Consider the following 19,437-nt stretch of genomic DNA (forward strand, 5'->3'; position numbering starts at 1 on the left):
CTTTTAGACAGCGGTAAGGTGCACTATTCCTTCAGCTCTTTTTATACCAATAGTTGTAATAAATGCTTCACGTATTTCTTCAGAAAACAGCTTTTCATGAGAACTCAAAGAGGGAAAGCTACGTTTTTTCCTAACAGCAATAGCAGCTAATGCAAGCGCTAAAGGAAATTGCGCTTCTCGCATATAGCCAAATAATGTCGTAATACCACGGTAAAATATATTAGCATCGTCAAGAGCGCTTTGTTCTGCTCTTGTGGCATTATGACAACCTGAGGCTGCTGAAATTGTAAATGAAGCTTCAGCCTTTACTGTTTTTAACATTGACGTAATTGTATCTTTAAGGGAATTTTTTGTTCTATTTGTTTGATTCGTAATAATTTGACTAATTTCAGCATAAACACGCGCATTGCGTTTTTGAGCTTGTTCACCATTTTCAAGAACAAGAAAAACACCACCAGAGCCAGTAATTAATCCACCACCAGGGCATTTTTTACGGGACCAAACTGGTGTCCATTCACCACGTGTTAAAAGTCCTCCAAGCTCATGAGCTAACAGCATATCGTGGCTTTGTGCATTATAAGAGCCACCTACCAGTACGTGTGTGCTTTGTCCTGAGCGAATACGTGCAGCAGCAATTTGAATAGCAGAAAGTCCACTTCCTTCTTCACCCATAAAAGTACGAGAAGAACCGGTTATTTTATGAACAATCGAAATATTTCCAGCTAGAAGATTTGATAGCTGCGATAAAAATAAAGTTGGCCGAAGCTCAGTCGAAAGGGCTAAATTTAACATATGCTCATAATGAGTGATTGTACGGGCTTTTGCAAGAATTTGCGTATCAACAGCAATGTCACGTTCTCCTCCACTCGCTGCAACGATCATATCCATTGTTGATGTTAACTGTTGATTATTTTTCATATCTGCATCATCAAGAGCAAGACCAGCTGCATAGGTACCAAGGCGTTGCCATATTCCCATTTGTCGTTGGTCACTTCGCTTTGGGATTTGCAGATTCCAATCAACTTTTGTCAATTGATGAACAGCATAGGGGGCGAAAGTTGTACAATCAAGGTTCGGTTTAATTTCGGGGTTATTTAATTGATTCCAATGATGAACAGCTCCTTCGCCTAAAGAGCTTATAATTCCTATACCAGTAATGAATACAGCATGATTCTGCATAGCAAAAAATTAGTTAGCTTGTTTTAAAGCAATGAGTTCATCAATTTTTGTGCAAAGATTTTTAAGAACAAAGTACTCTTCAGTTGCGACTGAACCTTCATTGATTTCTTGTGTCCACTGTTCTAATGGGATTTTAATTCCGAAGGCTTTATCAATGGCAAAAACAATATCAAGAAAATCAAGACTATCAATTCCTAAATCATCAATCGTATGGCTTTCGGGTGTAATCGTGCTCCGATCAATTTCACTGATTTCTGCAATAATATCAGCGACTTTGTCAAAAGTATAAGACAATGTATGATTCCTTATTATGTTAGTAGCTTTATAAAAGACTTCAATTACGATTCTATCTAGCCTTTTTTATCTTAAAAAAAAAGGCTTAATCCAAAATAGAATTGTCTTTTCAATATTGAAAATGAATTTATAATAAATTTAGCTTGGTTTCTAAAGTGTTTCTATAGGAGGCTTTTAAGTTTTATCTATATGAGAATCTTTTATTTTCATTTGTTTTATTGTGAGATTTTTTCTATTTGCAGCAAGGACTGCTAGAGCTGTCATGTTGACAACACCCCGTGAAGTTACTGAAGGTGTTAGAATGTGTGCGGGACGTGCAGCTCCAATCAAAATAGGGCCTACATGCAGTGCATTTGTTAAATTTTTTGCGATATTAAGAGTGATATTAGCTGCATCAAGTGTTGGAAAAACTAGCAAATTAGCTTCGCTTGTAAGGCGTGAAGCAGGGAAAACACGGTCACGAAGAATTTTGGAAAGTGCGGAATCACCATGCATTTCCCCATCTGCTTCCAAATTTGGATATAATTCAGCAAGGATTTCGGTAGCACGACGCATTTTGCGTGCGCTTGCTGTATTTTTGGAACCAAAATTTGAATGTGATAATAAAGCTGCTTTTGGTTTTATACCAAATGCTTCAATTTCTTGTGCTGCTAGGATTGTCATTTCTGCTACTTCTTCCGCAGAAGGATTTTCATTAACGTAAGTATCCGTTAGAAAAAGAGTACCATGTGTAGAGATAAGGAGACTAACGGCAGAAAAATGATTAACATTTGGATTAAGCCCAATGATTTGTTCAATTAATTCAAGATTACGTTCGAAACGTCCTTCTAGGCCGCAAATCATTGCATCAGCTTCACCACGCATAACTGCAAGAGCTGCAATAGCTGTAGTTGATGTTCTTACGATTGTTTTTGCAACTTCAGGTGAAACTCCACATCTGCCTGTATAATGTAGAAATAAATTAACATAGTCACGAAAACGTGGATCATTTTCTGGGTTTGTGATTTCAAAATCTATGCCGGGACGAATTTTTAAACCAAAGCGTTTTAATCTTGTCTCTACCACATGTGGACGACCAATAAGAAGAGGAATAGCTGTTTGTTCTTCAAGAACAATTTGTGCCGCACGAAGAACACGTTCATCTTCACCATCAGCATAAATTACACGTTTACATTTTGCTGTTTTGGCTGCTGCAAAAACAGGCTTCATTATAAGGCCAGAACGGAATACAAAACGATTAAGGGTATCATTATAGGCCTCCATGTTTTCAATCGGCCGTACTGCTACACCTGATTCCATTGCTGCTTTGGCAACAGCAGGGGCAATGCGTAGTATTAAACGCGGATCGAAAGGCGAAGGAATGAGGTATTCTGGTCCAAAACTAGGTGGTTTTTTTGAATATGCACATGCTGCAACGTCTGAAGATTCTTCACGGGCGAGGGCAGCAATCGCATGAACTGCGGCCATTTTCATTTCTTCATTGATTGCAGTTGCACCAACATCTAATGCACCACGGAAAATATAAGGAAAACAAAGAACATTATTAACCTGATTAGGATAGTCAGAACGTCCTGTACAGATCATTGCATCAGATCGTACTGCACTTGCTTCTTCTGGCATAATTTCCGGTGTTGGGTTGGCAAGTGCTAGAATTAAAGGATTTGAAGCCATCTTTTTTAAATATTCAGGTTTCAAAACTCCGGCTGCTGAAAGCCCTAAAAAAATATCTGCATTCTCGATGATGTCGGCTAGAGTTCTCGCATCAGTTTTTTGTGCGTAGTTAATTTTCCAACGATCCATAAGTGTTTTGCGCCCCTTGTACACGACACCATCTAAATCACTAAGCCAAATATTTTCTACTTTTGCTCCAAGACGGACTAAAAGATTAATACAAGCCAAGGCAGCTGCGCCTGCACCTGAGGAAACTATTTTTGCATTTTCAATTTTTTTGTTAGCAAGACTTAAAGCGTTTAATACCGCTGCACAAACAATAATAGCAGTTCCATGTTGATCATCATGGAAAACCGGAATATTCATTCTAGCACGAAGTTGCTCTTCAATTTCAAAGCATTCTGGAGCTTTAATATCTTCAAGATTGATTCCACCAAATGTCGGTTCTAATGCAGATACAGTTTCTATCATTTTTGTGATATCGGGTGCATCAAGTTCGATATCAAAAACATCAATATTTGCAAATTTTTTAAATAAAACAGCTTTTCCTTCCATAACCGGTTTAGAAGCGAGTGGACCAATATTTCCTAAGCCAAGCACGGCAGTTCCATTTGTTATAACAGCGACTAAGTTAGAACGAGAAGTGTATTGAGATGCAAGTTTTGGATCATCGTAAATCGCAAGACATGGCGCAGCAACACCTGGAGAATAAGCAAGTGCTAGATCACGTTGATTATCTAAAGGTTTTGTTGCTTGTATCTCTAGTTTTCCAGGTTTCGTATGTTGATGATAAAAAAGCGCTGCGCTTTCAAGTTCAGTTTGTTGCAGACGAGTATTGCTATTTTGTTTTTTAGACATTTTGATAATATCCGAGTTAGTATATATATATTTATAGAAGCGTTGCTATTTATAATCAGTTTTATCTATTACAGGTTCTGATTTCTTTTTATATCAAGGTAAGGGTAGGTTAATTTTTCCAGATTACGAAACCACTTTCTGAGAGTATATTAATTAATAGGTTCACTAATATTAGTAGTATTATTTTGTCATTCTGACAGAATTTCTATAATTTTTATAAGTTTAAATGGATTATTCTTTCAGTAAAAGTATAATATAATTATATATAATAGATAAAATTAAAAAGAAAAAAGGTGAAAAAGAGAAACTTTTTCACCTTTCTTTTTATTTATTGAATGCGTCCACTTACATGAGCAAGCATAGTATAAACTTTTCCAGTATCTGATGTCAAATATTGGCGGGCTAAATGGGTATTTCCAGAATTGCGAGATATATCACGTAATAATTTTTCAAACTCTGAAATATATTGATTAACTGAATCTTTAAAATCTATATCATTTAGATATTTTTTTCTAATTGTTTCAAATATTATTTTTCCATTTGGTGTATAAAGATGTTCAGCTATGATATTTTTTTGTCCACGTTTATAACGATTCCATAACTCAACAGCAGCATTATGATTAATGGTTTGAACAATACTATTTACTAATGAGTTAAGGGATTCATTCATAGAATCAGACTTTTCTTGTTTTGGTGAAGAAGAGAAGTCGTTATCTTTTTCTGAGTATAATATTTCTTCACGTGAGACTCTTTCTAAAAGATCTGATACCCATTTGTTTTGTTTTGTTTTGTTTTGTCCTGATTGTACAATAGGTTGTGGTGGTACTATTTTTTTATTGATTTCAGGAGTTGCATTATTTGACATTAATAATGGGGACATTGTTGGTGTTGATTGGTCTTTTTCAGTATTTTGCACAATATTCGTTAAGTTTTTTAGTGCTACAATTTGTTCACTTAAGGCATGTCGAATTGTTTGTGTTGTTTCTTTTGCCTTTTCTGGTAATTTTTGAATACTTTCATCAAAATCATTATTAATTTTTGAAAGTTCTGAACGAATTTCATTGGCTGAAAAGCGTATGTTTTCTGCAGCGTCTGAAAAACGTGTTGAAGCTTCATTGATCAATTCATGAAGTGTTCGTTGCATTAAATGTGTCGAGTTACGTGTATTTTCATCAGCACGTTCAAATGTTAAACTAAGAACATTTTCGTAATGTTTTATAAGCTGATTAACCTCATCAGACTTCGAAACAAGAGCATTGCTTAATATGGAAAGTGCGTTTTGCTTTTCTTTGAGTGTGACATTAAGTGTGTTTTCTGATTGTTCAAGAACGCGAATAGCTTCAGACAGCGTTTTAGCATGCTCGCCAAAATTGTTTGTTATATGACTAATTTGTTCAAATGTATTTTGAGAAAGTCCTTGTAAAGTCTCTACGTTGCTATTGAGCTCTTGATTTGATGTTGATAAGTATTGTGTTACTTGATTGCTATTATGGAAGAAATTATTAGCAGTTTCATTCAATTGACCATCAAGGCTTTGAACCGTTGAGATCAAAATGTTACTGTTTTCATGAATATTATAAATGGATTGGTTCAATTGCTCGAGGACTCCTGAAACATTCTTAATAAGATCTTCTTGCACAGTAGCCATAGTTTGAATAGTTTCGGAATTTTTTTGTGTAAGAGTACTCACTAAGGATTCATTTTGTGCATAAATTCTTTGTTCAACTTCTTGTGTTGAAAGCGAGAGCTGTTCACCAATTTGCTGGGTTAAATTACTAACCGTTTCAGTTGTATTGTATACTGCTTGATTCAAATAATCTGTTAATTCTGTTAATTGTTCCATATGTCCTGAAATTTTTGCAGATGTTTCATTTCTTGCCTCTTCTAAGCGACTGTTTACATTAGCTAATTGATGACTTAAATTATTTTGAAAATCTAACATCGATTGATGAAGAACATTAGAACGTTCATTGAGTAATTGATTAACTGCTTCTGCTGAAGCATGAATTGTTTCATTAATCAATGCTTGCGCGTTATTGCTTACTGTTGTAAAGGCATTTGCAGTATGAGCTGTCTGTTCAGTTAGGGCAGAAATGACTTTCTCACTAGTTTCGTTGACTGTTTGTTCAACATTCAATGCAATACGGTTACTAGACTCTGAGATAATATTTGTTGCTTTGATAGCAATATCAGCGAAAGATGAAATAAATTGACTACCAGCAGCGGTAAGAGAAGCCTCAGATTTTTCTGTTTCATTAGCTATTATTGATACTAATTTTTCAGAAATATTGGTCAACTTTTCTTGTACGTTGTTTGCAGCTGTATCAACAGAATTTTCTAATGAGATACGTATGTTATCTGCGCTTTCTTCCAGTGCTTTCTGGATTACTTGATTATGTTCATTATTAAGGACAATAGATTTTTTTAGATTATCAGATCGTTCTTCAAAAGTGGATGTTTGCATATCAATGGTTTCACATACTTTCTCAAGTTTTTCGGATAACGTTTCTTCCAATGTAGCAGCACGTTCAAAAACTTGACGTGCACGGCCTTCCAAATTTTCGTCGAATAATCCTATGCGTGTCTGAAGGGTATCAAGAAATACATCATTTGATTGAGAAAGAGTGTTCTTAAGAAGATCAGTATGTCCTTCAAGATTTTTTATATGATTTTGAAAAGTTTCTGTAACGATTTTATTATTATTAATAATTGCATTTTCGACTAAGTCTGTTTGTTGCTTTAATGCCATATCAACATGTATATCGCTTTTAGCGATGATATTATGAATTGTTTCCATACGCTGCTCAAGTGTGCGCGCTTGATCTGCAAGGACTTCATTAAGAGCAAAACTATTGATAGCTAAGGAATCACGAAGAGCATCGGCACGTATATCAATATTTTTGATTTGTTCTTCTAAAGCATTTTTAGTTGTATCACAGCTTTGTGTAATGGATTCTTGTAGTTTTTCTGTACACTGAATTATGTTATTAGCGTGATCTTTAGCATGTTCATCAACAATTTGAATATTCTGACTCAACATCTTTTCAACATCTGAAACATTTTGGGCCAATACATCAATTTGATCTTTTAATGTGTCAGCAATTTTATTGTTTTCGCTGTCCAACATGCTCGCCATGACATCTCTTTGATTAGCGATTTGTATTTTGAAGTCTTGCGAGCGCTCATTTATTATGTCTATAATTGCATTATCAACATTTTTGATTTCTTCTTGTAAAACTTTTTTACTTGCATCAACTGCAGAAAAAATCTGATCATGTCCGCTTGTAAATACATTACTAATATCAGTAGTTATTTCTTTAAGATTTACGCTGATTTGAGAGGCATGAGCTTCCAGAAAGTTACCAAGCTTTTCAGCGTTGTTTTCTAATTCTTTACTACGCGCAACAAAGGACTCGATAATGGTATCGCTGTGTTCTTTAAGAGATAAGTCAACGTTTACTAAACGATTTTCAAACGCTTCAATTGCCTCTGAGGTGATATTATCAAATTTAGAAGAGAGTTTATATGCTTGTTGATCAAGCTGCTTAATTTTTTCGTCGAAATCTTGTAATGATTGGTTATTACGGTCAATAATCGCTTCATCTAATGTTTTAAATTTCTCATCAACACTATATAAAGTTTGGTTGGTTGCATCTTGTATACGTGTTGCAAGCTTAGCAATATGCAATTCAGCTTTAGCGGCGGTTTCATCGAAAGTTTTTTCTAATTGTTTTTCATTATTGTCAAAACGTTCTGCAAAAGTATCAAAAGTTTTTCCTAATACATGAAAAAGTTCTGTATTTTTCTGCTGAACTTGTAATGTTGTTTCATTAAATTGTTCAAAGAGTTGATTTGTTACACCATCACCTGCGTAAGAAAGCTTTTTAACAAGATCTTCCCCTTGTTGTTGTAAGGTTTGGGTAAGAGTTTGCGCAAGTTTCTCAACATTGGTTGCAATTTTGGAAGTAGCTAAGTCAAATTCATCACTCAGTTGCTCTTGTGTTCCTTTGATTACTGTTTGTACGCGATCAGCATGATTCAAGATTGCTGTACGTTCATTATTTAACTCCTTAATTAAGGTATAAATACGTGATTCATTTTCAGAATAGGCTCGTTCAAGATTATGAACTTCGCTTTGAATGATAGCTTCGAGTTCAACAGCACGGCCGAGGGTGCGTTCGATTCCTTCATTCATTGCAGCTACTTCTTTACGAAGAGTTTGACCTATAGCAATTGCTTGCTTTTCAGAAATGTTCTGTGGTTCGCTAAGTCGTTGTGCAGCATTGGTCATAAGAATGGCAATATTACGCAATTCATTTGAACGTTTTATAAGTTGGGTAACTCCCCAAGACATAAGGATAGGAATTGTAGTTCCTGCCGCTACAGCTAATCCGAGGGGAGATGTAACAAAAGTAATTATATTTGCTAAAGAGCTTAGTCCAGAAGGAGCTAGTTTATGAGCAATAAAAGCACCACCTGTTGCCCATAGAGCACTGAGAGCTGTCGTGCTCCAATAAATCCGAGAAGCACCATTTTGTTTTAATGATTTGAAATTGAAAGGTACTGTTATATCATCATTAGCAGGGAGAGGTTGTGTAGGTAATAGTGTATCACGTACAGTTCCACCTGAAAGTTCATGAATTGGTTTTTGACCAAAAAGTAATTCAGCAACTGATTCATCAACAACAGCATTATCATGAATATTAGATGAGGTGAGAACTGAAGTTTCATTTTCAGAAAGAATTTCTTCTTCTGAAGTTGCAATTTTTTGAATCAAATCATCTACATTAATTAGATTTTCAGAGTCACTTGATATTATTTCTTCAATCTCTGCGTTATCAAAGTCAAAGTTCATTGCTTTTTCGAGAGCTTCTTCGACTTCGATTTCAAATGTTTGCAATTTGGTTCTGCGTGCCATACTCGCCTCATACTCTTACAGATGGAAAAGGAATACGCCCTTATCCAGATATTTCTATATATTAACTGTTAATTGTTTAGAAAGGAATATGTTTAAGGAAAAATTTAAAAACTTATCAAGATAAAGTTAACGCAACTTTTGTTTTACGATCAAAAACAATAAAAAACATATTAAAAACAATATCATATAAAATTATAACTATAATGGAATTATCTATAGATAACTCAAATTGATAGAAAATATTATGAATTTAGTGCATTTAATGGAAGAAATTTAATAGAAATTATATTTAAAATAATGCTCTAGAGATTATTGCAAAATGTAATGAGTATGTCGATATACAAAAAATAATATTACAATGCGATATTTGTCTTGAGGATAAATTGCTGTGTCACATTAATTTCTTTTATAATAAGAAGACATAATATTAAAAATTGCGTTTGAATACAAGTTTACTTTATCAAAGTACTATATTTCTAAATTAGATACTCTAATCATTTATTCCTTATAAAATAAATATGATTATTATTCTTTCAGTTAAAAAATATCGTATTTTTACTGAAAATTTTATTGAAAAATAGTAAAGTGAATCTTTAAATAATATTTATTAACGCCAAGTAAACGCTAAAAAGTTATCATACTTTGTATCTGAATTTGCTAATTTTTATGCTCATAATTCATAAATATTATATTCAATTTAATATAAGATAATATCTTATAAAATTTTTAGTACGGATACATTGACAAGTTAGTACTTTCAGTCAATATATATTAAAAAAACTGTGATAAATATTTATGCATTTCACAACACAAGGTGTAAAAATAATGGCAGAACGATCACAACACCTGCAAGATATTTTTTTAGATACAGTTTGTAAGCAAAAAATTTCTCTTACAATTTTTCTTGTAAATGGTGTTAAGCTGACAGGTATTGTTGCATCATTTGACAGCTTTTGTATCCTTCTACGCCGTGATGGGCATGTGCAGTTAGTCTATAAACATGCTATTTCTACAATTATGCCTGGGCAATCTGTACAGCTGTTCGAAAATGAAGATGATCAGTAAACAGCCTATAGTATATCTTTTATCCTTTTTATAATTTTTAAGTTGTCATGATATGTAAAAATAAGAAATCTGGGAAGTTTATTTCACAGATTGAGCAGCAGATGCGTGTTGTTATTTTTGTACCGATCTGTTCTGATGGATACAAGCAGAAAAAGACTTTCAATGAACACTCAGTAGATTCTCGAGTAAGAGAAGCATTAGGGTTAGCACGTGCTATTAAATTGAATGTTGTTCATTATGAAATTATCAATATTGCTAAGCCATGTTCTTCAACTTTTTTTAGGATAGGTAAGGCGAATGAATTTGCTCATTATATAAATGAGCATCATATTATGCTTTCGATTGTTGATCATTTTCTAACACCAGTGCAGCAGCGTAATTTGGAAAAATTATGGAATTGTAAGGTTATCGATAGAACAGCTTTGATTCTTGAAATTTTTGGTGATCGGGCACGAACAAAGGAAGGGGTTCTACAAGTAGAATTGGCTCATTTATCTTATCAAAAAAGTAGGCTTGTTCGTAGTTGGACACATTTGGAGAGGCAACGTGGTGGTACTGGCTTTTTGGGGGGGCCTGGTGAAACTCAAATTGAAGCAGATAGACGTCTTTTGCAAAATAAAATTATTAGTATTCGTCGCGAATTAGAAACTGTTGTTAAAACACGTGCTCTTCACAGAGCTAAAAGAAAAAGGATACCTCATCCTGTTATTGCTTTGGTAGGATACACAAATGCGGGGAAGTCAACACTTTTTAACCGTTTAAGTGATTCTAATGTATTGGCAGAGGATATGCTATTTGCAACTCTTGATCCCACTTTACGTAAAATTGTTCTACCTCATGGGCAAACAGTTCTTTTATCCGATACTGTGGGTTTTATATCTAATTTACCAACACATTTAATTGCAGCTTTTAGAGCAACCCTTGAAGAAGTGATAGAAGCTGATTTAATTCTTCATGTAAGAGATGTATCCGATCCTGATCATTACGCTCACGCTCAAGATGTTTTTGAAATACTTTCAGATCTTGGTGTTGATATTAATGACACGGATCATATCGTGGAAATTTGGAATAAAATTGATACGTTGGATCAACACGCATTGGGCGTTTTGCAGACAAATTCAAAAAAAATGTTAAATTCTGCACTGATGATATCAGCCCTTACTGGTAAAGGTTTAAGTCAATTATTAGCACTTATTGAAAAGAAGATTTTTGGGGATATACAGAGTGTTGAGTTGATTTTAAAGCCTGATGAAATGAGGATTATTGATTGGCTCTATAAGAACTCTGGTCAAATAGAAAAAAAAAGCAACGATGATGGCTCTATTACTATTAAAGCAATGCTTACTGCTGAGGCAAGAAAACGATTGAATTATATAAAACAAAATATGTACTAAAGTTATCGTAAATAAAAAGTTTTTATATTTTCTTATCTTTAATGAATATAAGCTGTAGTTAAGAGGAGTGTTCCTATTATCTCTTAAATAAAAGAGAGTAATATATTTTTCTGGTTAAAATAAAAATGAATCTTTAAATACGATAAAAAGTTAGTACGCATAATGTAGCGAAAAACTCTCATTGCTTTTTTTATAACGATACATTGTGTATTGTGAATTTTGTTTATCCAAAACCTTACCAAGCAACATTAACATTTATATTATGCGCTTCTGATAGAATACCATTATCGATTATCGACTGATAAACAAAATAATATTATCCCATTACTATTCTCTCAACCGGTTTTTCTAAATTATTCAAGTTCTGATAGAATAATTTTCTATGATATAGACGTGAAAGATTTTATAAAAATATCCAATTATTACGCGAAGGTGATTTTATTGATCTTTCTTTTGAAGCAAAATATTGAAGGATACCTGACAAGGCTTAGAAACTTGATTTTCTAGCTTTTCTGAGAAAATCATGAGGCAAGATCAAATACCATAAAAATACACTTTTCATATCTTAAAGATATTTCATTCATCTATTGCTTCTATTAAAATGATGCATCAAAAAGAACAATCTCTATTATCTTTAATTTATAATGAATAATTCTGTTTTTATGGCTCTAAAGACTAAACTTGATTTTTGAATACATAAAAAGCTCATATAGCTTTACAATTAGGCTTAATGACTTCGTCAAATCAAGGTAATGATTGGTAGAAATAGAGGAACTTTTTGCTCAGTTAGAAAGTAAAATTTCCTAGATTTCCTAGATTGTTGATCAAATTCATTGGGATGTGATCATTGCAGAAAGCTTTAAAACACAGTTAAGAGAGAAAATTAGTACTTTTGTGAAGGATCAATCTCAATCCTTATCACTTGTGGAGGAGGGCTATTACTGCAAAAATATTCTGTAGCAAAAAACACTTAGAGAAAGAAAGTTTTAAAAGCAATGGTAGTACCTCCTGTTTCAAGGCAAAAAGAAGCTCTTAAATTTTGAGTACAATAGAGAAATTATCAGTTTGCTTAAAATTGCGTGTTTCAACAGTTTTTTCAATCATCGGACAAGAAATCGCAAGAATAGCAGAAAAATTATCTCTTCTTATCAAGGAATATAAAATAATCTTGTTGGTAGATATTTCTTGGCAACAAATAGAAAAAGCGATTAACTCATGTTCAGGAGTGATGTTTTAAAAGGATGACAGCAATTGCATGATGTTATTTATCATGATTATGATACAGGAGTTGATATTTCTCCGTGGGGGATAATGAATTGCTGAGCGCGCAAAAAAAATTCAAATGTTATCCTTAATTATATATATTACAAGAATTTAAAAAAGATTATGATTTTATTATTTTAGAGATGACTGTCGAGCCTCAATATGGATTTGAAGAAATTGCAGAATTGACAGATTATTATGTTTGTGGTGTTCTACTTTGTAAACATAATTGGATATAGCGCAGACGATATATAAATTCTCAAGAATATTTATTGTATCAATTCATAGTTGTAATGTGCAAAAACAGCGCTAATTATATCTTATAGCAGGGCTTTGGTGTTTAATAGGGCATTTTTGTAGTTGTAGATAAACTGGAGATAATCAGAAATGACAATAAAAAGGTTGAATGATATAGCTTTGACGCCACTACAAAAACAAAATCGAAAGCAAATACAGATATGGCTTTATGCTATTTTATTGCTTTGTTTAGCGATTGTTTTAATAGGCGGAGCTACCCGTTTGACAGGATCTGGATTATCAATAACTGAATGGAAGCCGATTTATGGTGTAATTCCACCGATTAGTGTAGAACAATGGCAGGAAGAGTTCTTAAAATATCAACAGATAGCACAGTATAAAGTACTCAATCGTGATATGACTTTAAATGCATTTAAAGTGATTTTTTGGTGGGAATGGGGTCATCGTTTTCTTGGTCGTTTGGTTGGTCTTTTAGCTTTGTGCGGTTTAATTTGGTTTTGGGCAACTAAGCGTATCGAAAAAAATATTCTTCTTCAGCTTGTATCCGTACCAGTTCTTATTGCTGTTCAAGGGGTTATTGGCTGGTGGATGGTAGCTTCTGGTTTGGGATCAAGTAATTTAACAAGCGTTAGTCAATATCGTTTAGCGATTCATCTAATAACAGCATGCTTTGTGATTATTTTTGTTACTTATTTATCTCGAGGTCTTACAGAATATTCAGAACAACCGGCAGGTCAAACTGTACAACGTTTTGCAGGTTGGCTTGTTTTTTGCATTTTAGTTGAGATTTATTTTGGTGCTTTAGTTGCAGGTCTTCATGCAGGCAAAGTTTATAATACATGGCCATTAATGGATGGACAAATTATACCTGATGGATTGCTGAACTATAATCCCGTTTGGCTCAGTTTATTTGAAAATCCTTTAACAGTGCAATTTGTACATCGTTTTTTTGCTTATTTTTTATTTATTATGGCTATTATCCACGTTTTGTATGTAAGCAAAAAAAATCCCCACTCAACGCATGCTCGTCGTGCATTTTTGTTATTTGTTATCATAGTTGTTCAGGCATTTTTGGGTATTATTACATTGTTAAATGAAGTGCCAATTAGTTGGGGCCTTATTCATCAAAGTATTGCTTTAGCAGTATTGTGTTTTTCAGTTGTTCATTGGCGGGCTACAAAGGGGTCATATCTTGTTCTTAAATAAGAACTTTTTAAAAATATTTCAGCCTGAAAGCATTAAATCAAGATTTTGAATAGCGGATCCGGATGCTCCTTTTCCGAGATTATCAAATATAGAGCAAAGATTGAAAATACCGTCATTGTCATTGCCAAAAACAAAAAGTTTCATACTATCTTTATGTGCTAAGGATTCTGGGTTTAGTTTGGTTAGTATTTCGGTTTCTTCTTGTGATGCAATAGATATTGTATTTTGTTTATTGTAATGAACATGAAAAATTTCACGAAGATCAGAACAGTTAACTGATTTTGTAAATAAGCTGCGATGTAGGGGAATATTAACAATCATTCCTTGAGGAAAACGGCCAACACTTGGCACAAAAATAGGTGTTTGGCTAATTTGCCCATAAATTTTGATTTCGGGAATGTGTTTATGATTAAGATTTAGACCATAAATAAAATAGTTTTCTTTTAGAGAATCTTTTTTAGATTGATCTTCCATTTGAGCAATTAATTGTTTGCCACCGCCTGTGTAGCCAGATATAGCATTAATTGATATTGGGTAATCAGAGTCTATTAAACCTGCTTCACGTAATGGTCGAATCAAACTAATTGCGCCGGTTGGATAACATCCAGGATTTGCAACATAGTGCGCTTCTTGGATACGTTTTTTTTGTCCTGTTGTCATTTCAGGAAAGCCATAAACCCAGTCTGCAGCAGTACGATGCGCTGTTGAGCTATCAATAATTCTAATTTTTTTATTATTTTTAAGGAGGTTAACAGTTTCCTGTGCGGCTTCATCCGGAAGACATAAAATAACAATGTCAGCTTGATTAAGGTAGTCTTTTCGAGAATCAAGCTTATGGCGATTTTTGTGAGGGATAGATAGCAATTCTAAATCAGAACGTTTCGCCAATCGCTTTTGTATTTGCAGTCCGGTTGTTCCATGTTCACCATCAATAAAAATTTTTGTTGCCATCTATTATCCTTAAATTTAATTTTTACTGTTAGATCCCATTTTTAATATTCTATTCAATTAAATAATTGGATATTTTAGAACTGCAAGCTTATTATTTTCTTGTTTGAAAAGAGTATAATAACATTACGTAATATAAGTTTTAGAATGTAATTTGTTTGTCATTTATTTTTTTGAAGATAGGATTTTATTATTACAAAAATAAAGATATAGACTGAACTTTTGCTGTATTTACAGTTTTTGAAATTAAATTTAAAAGATTTTGTCTATAAGATTTGCTGTGTTACCTTCTATTACTTTAATTTCTAATATTTAGGACATGTTTATGACCAAGCAAGCAAATGATCTGCGGAAGTGTTTTTTTAATGATAGTTTACAAGTTACTGATTCTGTGGTTTTTGATGCAATCAGTGGTGAGCTTGGACGTCAGCGTCATGAGATTGAATTGATCGCCTCAGAAAATATTGTTTCAAGGGCAGTTCTTGAAGCTCAGGGATCAATTTTAACCAATAAGTATGCAGAAGGTTATCCAGGAAAGCGTTATTATGGTGGTTGTCATTTTGTTGATTTAGTTGAAGAATTAGCAATTGAGCGAGCAAAAAAGCTTTTTGGTGCAGCTTTTGTAAATGTGCAGCCTAATTCTGGTAGCCAAATGAATCAGGCTGTATTTTTAGCTCTGCTCCAGCCTGGTGATACATTTATGGGGCTGGATTTGAATTCTGGTGGCCATCTCACCCATGGTTCATCTGTTAATATGTCAGGCAAATGGTTTAATGTTGTTTCTTATGGTGTTCGTCAAGAAGATCAGCTTCTGGATATGCAGGAAATAGAGCGTTTAGCAAAAAAGCATAAACCAAAGCTTATTTTAGCAGGTGGCACAGCCTATTCACGCTTATGGAATTGGAAATTGTTCCGTGAAATTGCAGATGAAATTGGAGCGTATTTGATGGTTGATATGGCTCATATTGCAGGTTTAGTTGCTGGAAATGCTCATCCTTCACCTGTACCATATGCTCATGTTGTCACTACAACAACGCATAAATCGTTGCGTGGTCCCCGTGGTGGTATGATATTGACAAATGATGAAGCCTTAGCAAAAAAAATTAACATGGCAGTTTTTCCAGGTCTTCAAGGTGGCCCTTTAATGCATGTTATTGCAGCTAAGGCTGTTGCATTGGGAGAGGCTTTGCAACCTGCTTTTAAAGACTATATTGCTAATGTAGTTATTAATGCTAAAACTTTAGCAGAAAGCTTAAAAAATAATGGTTTTAATATTGTTTCTGGTGGTACAGATAATCATTTATTTTTAGTCGATTTGCGTTCTAAAAATATAACAGGAAAGGGTGCAGAACAAGCTTTGGGCCGTGCTAATATTATTTGCAACAAAAATAGTATTCCCTTTGATCCCGAGAAACCATCAATAACTTCAGGGATTCGTTTGGGTACACCTGCTGCAACAACACGTGGTTTTTCAGAAAGTGAGTTTACTCAGATTGGAAATTTTATTGCAGAGGTTCTTGATAATCTTAGTTTGGCACGAAATGATGGAGAGAATACTTCAGTTGAAAGAGCTGTCAAAAAGAAGGTCCGTGATATGACAAGTGAATTTCCTCTTTATTCTTGTTTGAGTTCTTGTTGAGGTATAAAAAAGATGCGGTGCCCTTATTGCCAATGTGAAAATACACAGGTTAAGGATTCACGTCCTACGGAAGAGGCAACAGTCATCCGTCGTCGGCGTGTGTGTTCCGTTTGTGGTGGTCGTTTTACGACTTTTGAACGTGTCCAGCTACGTGAGCTTTTTGTTCTCAAAAAAAGTGGTCGGTGTGAGTTGTTCGATCGTGATAAATTAATGCGGTCGGTTAATCTAGCAATACGTAAACGTGATATTGATTCTGAGCATATTGAACAGGCAATTTCCGGTATCGTGCGACAGCTTGAGAGTTTAGGAGAACCTGAGATTTCCTCAGAAAAAATTGGTCATCTTGTACTGGAATCTTTAAAAGGTATTGATGATATCGCTTATATTCGTTTTGCTTCTGTATATCGTGATTTCCGTAACGCAAGTGATTTTCATAATGTGATAGATGAGTTATCAAAAAATGCAATAGATATAGAATCTGGTTTTGATGGATAAAGCAGAACAAGATAAGCGATTTATGGCTGCTGCTATTCGTTTGGCAGAACGGCATATCGGTCTTACGGGTGAAAATCCTTCTGTCGGTGCGTTAATTGTACAAAATAAAGGGGCGGGTGCGTCTATTGTTGGTTATGGTGTAACCGCTCTTCAGGGAAGACCTCATGCTGAAGTGCAAGCTTTACTTATGGCAGGCCCTTTGGCCTATGGTGCGACTGCCTACGTTACTTTAGAGCCATGTTCACATTATGGAGAAACTTCACCATGTGTTAATGCACTTATTAATTCAGGTATTACTCGAGTTGTTATTGCTCTTTCTGATCCGGATCAGCGAGTTTATGGTTGTGGTATTGCTCTCTTACGTGCAGCAGGTATTGAAGTTGTTGAAGGGGTTTTAGCTGACGAGGCTTTTGAAACATTAAGTGCTTATTTATGTGTAAAGAAGTTGCAGCGTTGTGAAGTTACTTTGAAAATGGCTATTTCTGCAGATAATGGCATAGGCAAAAAAGGGAAAGGGAGTGTAAGGATTAGTGGAGAAATTTCTCGTACACAAACTCATATTTTGCGTGCCCAAAATAATGTTATTATGGTTGGTATTGGCACTATATTAGCAGATGATCCACAATTAGATTGTCGTTTGCCAGGACTTGAAATCCGTTCACCTATACGTGTTATTTTGGATAAAGATTTACGCATTCCTCTTTGTGCGAAAGTCGTTCAAACAGCAGCGAATATTCCTACATGGGTTATTTGTAGTACAGCTTCTTCGAAAAAAAGAAAAAAAATAGCTTTAGAACAATGTGGTGTAACCATATGTTCAGTGAATACTAACAATAATTTGTTATCACCTTTTGCTATTTTACAGCTACTTTATCAGCGTAAAATCAATAGTGTTTTACTTGAGGGAGGAGCAAAGACAGGAAAAATATTTTTAGATGCTGGTTGTGTAGATTGTTTGATATGTTTTTATGCGCCGATTCTTTTAGGGAAAGATCGAATTAAGGCTCCTCATTTTCAATCTTATCTTTCAGAATTTAATGAAGTTGAAATGAGAATGCTGGGGAATGATCGTTTGTATAAATGGAGACGTAAGATATTATGTTCACAGGGATCGTAACGGATATTGGTTGCATTGAAGATATTCAACCTTTAAAACAGGGAATGCGTTTAAATATTTCTACTCATTATGATGTGGAGAGTTTAGAAATAGGTGCATCAATTGCATGTTCAGGTATTTGTTTGACGATTGTTGAACGCGCATTAAAACCTATAGATTCTCATTGGTTTATTGTTGAGGCATGGGAAGAAGCACTGCGTTTAACTAATCTTGCGCAATGGACAAAAGGAACTTTGATTAATTTAGAGCGCTCACTACGACTTGGTGACGAAATGGGAGGACATTTAGTTTTTGGCCATATCGATGGTCTAGCTGAGATTATTGAGAAAAAAAATGAAGGTGGTGCAACTCGTTTTCGTTTGCAGGTTCCAATGCAATTAGCTCCATTTATTGCAGAAAAAGGTTCTATTGCACTTAACGGAACATCATTGACTGTTAATTATGTTGAAAATAATATTTTTGATGTTCTTATTATTCGTCATACACTTGAAATGACAACCTGGGGGCATGCTGATGTTGGAGATCAGGTGAACTTGGAAGTTGATCAATTGGCTCGTTATGTAGCTAGACTTTCAAATTTTAAAATGAATAAGTCGTAAAATTGTTTTGTTTTTTCTTAAACTTGGGATTACAATAATTTCAAGTTCCTTTGTTTTTCTGATAGGAGCCATATGGCAAAAAATAGGCATAAAAAGTTGCGTGTTTTAATTGTTGAAGCGCGTTTTTATGATGAAATTTCCGATTCTCTTCTTGCAGGTGCAGTTAGTGTTTTGCAAAAAGCTGAAGTGAGTTATGATATCACAACGGTTCCAGGAGCATTAGAAATTCCTTGTGCAATAGCTCTAGCTGAAAAAAGTAATGAAACATACTACGATGGTTATATAGCACTTGGTTGCGTTATTCGGGGAGAAACATATCATTTTGAAATCGTGGCTGATAATTCTTGTCGTGCATTGATGGATTTGACCATTTATCAACAATTAGCTATTGGCAATGGAATTTTGACTGTTGAAAATGAATTACAAGCATGGGAACGTGTAAGAAACAATGAAAAAAATAAAGGTGGTTTTGCTGCTAAAGCCGCTTTATGTATGATTGCTCTAAAGAAAAAATTTGGAGATAATCATTAAAT

Annotated in this window: 13 protein-coding genes; 8 read left to right on the forward strand and 5 right to left on the reverse strand. The window is 34.3% G+C overall.

The features are described 5' to 3' along the window. Nucleotides 1-3 precede the first annotated feature (3 nt). The 4 genes from B11cv2_RS02600 to B11cv2_RS02615 form a co-directional block, all read right to left on the reverse strand. The gene (locus B11cv2_RS02600; RefSeq protein ID WP_100693183.1) at nt 4-1,179 is read right to left on the reverse strand and encodes a beta-ketoacyl-ACP synthase; all 1,176 of its coding nucleotides are present in this window, start codon (nt 1,177-1,179) and stop codon (nt 4-6) included. Between the two features lie 9 nt (nt 1,180-1,188). After that, a complete protein-coding gene (locus B11cv2_RS02605) occupies nt 1,189-1,473 on the reverse strand; it encodes an acyl carrier protein (protein ID WP_035005956.1) in 285 nt (94 codons plus the stop codon). Nucleotides 1,474-1,647: 174 nt separating this feature from the next. Next, complete coding sequence (locus tag B11cv2_RS02610) at nt 1,648-4,002, reverse strand: NADP-dependent malic enzyme (RefSeq protein WP_100693184.1); 2,355 nt, start codon at nt 4,000-4,002, stop codon at nt 1,648-1,650. A 328-nt stretch (nt 4,003-4,330) separates the two neighbouring features. Then, nucleotides 4,331-8,920: a hypothetical protein gene (locus B11cv2_RS02615; RefSeq protein WP_100693185.1), complete on the reverse strand. Its 4,590-nt coding sequence runs from the start codon at nt 8,918-8,920 to the stop codon at nt 4,331-4,333. An 825-nt stretch (nt 8,921-9,745) separates the two neighbouring features. Between B11cv2_RS02615 and hfq the strand changes: the two genes are divergently transcribed. The 3 genes from hfq to B11cv2_RS02635 all read left to right on the forward strand — a co-directional run bounded on the left by hfq (nt 9,746) and on the right by B11cv2_RS02635 (nt 14,106). Beyond that, complete coding sequence (gene hfq, locus B11cv2_RS02620; protein ID WP_100693186.1) at nt 9,746-9,985, forward strand: RNA chaperone Hfq; 240 nt, start codon at nt 9,746-9,748, stop codon at nt 9,983-9,985. A gap of 47 nt (nt 9,986-10,032) precedes the next feature. Then, nucleotides 10,033-11,379, forward strand: a complete 1,347-nt coding sequence (hflX, locus tag B11cv2_RS02625; RefSeq protein ID WP_100693187.1) for a GTPase HflX — start codon at nt 10,033-10,035, stop codon at nt 11,377-11,379. Nucleotides 11,380-13,029: 1,650 nt separating this feature from the next. Next, the gene (locus tag B11cv2_RS02635; protein ID WP_100693189.1) at nt 13,030-14,106 is read left to right on the forward strand and encodes a COX15/CtaA family protein; all 1,077 of its coding nucleotides are present in this window, start codon (nt 13,030-13,032) and stop codon (nt 14,104-14,106) included. Between the two features lie 18 nt (nt 14,107-14,124). Here the strand turns inward: B11cv2_RS02635 and argC are convergent, their stop codons facing one another. Beyond that, nucleotides 14,125-15,057, reverse strand: a complete 933-nt coding sequence (gene argC, locus B11cv2_RS02640; protein ID WP_100693190.1) for an N-acetyl-gamma-glutamyl-phosphate reductase — start codon at nt 15,055-15,057, stop codon at nt 14,125-14,127. Nucleotides 15,058-15,379: 322 nt separating this feature from the next. On the opposite strand from argC, the gene glyA reads away from it, so the two are divergent. From glyA to B11cv2_RS02665, 5 genes are all read left to right on the forward strand, one after another. Beyond that, nucleotides 15,380-16,693 carry a serine hydroxymethyltransferase gene (gene glyA / locus B11cv2_RS02645; protein ID WP_100693191.1) on the forward strand — a complete coding sequence of 438 codons (1,314 nt, stop codon included), beginning with the start codon at nt 15,380-15,382 and terminating at the stop codon, nt 16,691-16,693. 12 nt (nt 16,694-16,705) lie between these two features. Continuing rightward, a complete protein-coding gene (gene nrdR / locus B11cv2_RS02650; RefSeq protein WP_100693192.1) occupies nt 16,706-17,188 on the forward strand; it encodes a transcriptional regulator NrdR in 483 nt (160 codons plus the stop codon). Next, the gene (gene ribD / locus B11cv2_RS02655; protein ID WP_100693193.1) at nt 17,181-18,305 is read left to right on the forward strand and encodes a bifunctional diaminohydroxyphosphoribosylaminopyrimidine deaminase/5-amino-6-(5-phosphoribosylamino)uracil reductase RibD; all 1,125 of its coding nucleotides are present in this window, start codon (nt 17,181-17,183) and stop codon (nt 18,303-18,305) included. Before nrdR ends, ribD begins: the two co-directional genes overlap by 8 nt. Beyond that, nucleotides 18,287-18,904 carry a riboflavin synthase gene (locus B11cv2_RS02660; protein ID WP_100693194.1) on the forward strand — a complete coding sequence of 206 codons (618 nt, stop codon included), beginning with the start codon at nt 18,287-18,289 and terminating at the stop codon, nt 18,902-18,904. Before ribD ends, B11cv2_RS02660 begins: the two co-directional genes overlap by 19 nt. A 72-nt stretch (nt 18,905-18,976) precedes the next feature. Further along, nucleotides 18,977-19,435, forward strand: coding sequence for a 6,7-dimethyl-8-ribityllumazine synthase (locus B11cv2_RS02665; RefSeq protein WP_100693195.1), 459 nt, complete (start codon nt 18,977-18,979; stop codon nt 19,433-19,435). The last annotated feature ends 2 nt before the right edge of the window (nt 19,436-19,437 follow it).

The sequence above is a fragment of the Bartonella sp. 1-1C genome, from assembly GCF_002810325.1.
Lineage (GTDB): Bacteria > Pseudomonadota > Alphaproteobacteria > Rhizobiales > Rhizobiaceae > Bartonella > Bartonella rochalimae.

Bases quoted from the DNA above. Each gene is read 5' to 3' on its own strand.
- ribD (WP_100693193.1), top strand. From the start codon at position 17,181: ATGGATAAAGCAGAACAAGATAAGCGATTTATGGCTGCTGCTATTCGT.
- B11cv2_RS02610 (WP_100693184.1), bottom strand. From the start codon at position 4,002: ATGTCTAAAAAACAAAATAGCAATACTCGTCTGCAACAAACTGAACTT.
- B11cv2_RS02660 (WP_100693194.1), top strand. From the start codon at position 18,287: ATGTTCACAGGGATCGTAACGGATATTGGTTGCATTGAAGATATTCAA.
- B11cv2_RS02600 (WP_100693183.1), bottom strand. From the start codon at position 1,179: ATGCAGAATCATGCTGTATTCATTACTGGTATAGGAATTATAAGCTCT.
- argC (WP_100693190.1), bottom strand. From the start codon at position 15,057: ATGGCAACAAAAATTTTTATTGATGGTGAACATGGAACAACCGGACTG.
- hfq (WP_100693186.1), top strand. From the start codon at position 9,746: ATGGCAGAACGATCACAACACCTGCAAGATATTTTTTTAGATACAGTT.
- B11cv2_RS02635 (WP_100693189.1), top strand. From the start codon at position 13,030: ATGACAATAAAAAGGTTGAATGATATAGCTTTGACGCCACTACAAAAA.
- B11cv2_RS02615 (WP_100693185.1), bottom strand. From the start codon at position 8,920: ATGGCACGCAGAACCAAATTGCAAACATTTGAAATCGAAGTCGAAGAA.
- nrdR (WP_100693192.1), top strand. From the start codon at position 16,706: ATGCGGTGCCCTTATTGCCAATGTGAAAATACACAGGTTAAGGATTCA.
- hflX (WP_100693187.1), top strand. From the start codon at position 10,033: ATGATATGTAAAAATAAGAAATCTGGGAAGTTTATTTCACAGATTGAG.
- glyA (WP_100693191.1), top strand. From the start codon at position 15,380: ATGACCAAGCAAGCAAATGATCTGCGGAAGTGTTTTTTTAATGATAGT.
- B11cv2_RS02665 (WP_100693195.1), top strand. From the start codon at position 18,977: ATGGCAAAAAATAGGCATAAAAAGTTGCGTGTTTTAATTGTTGAAGCG.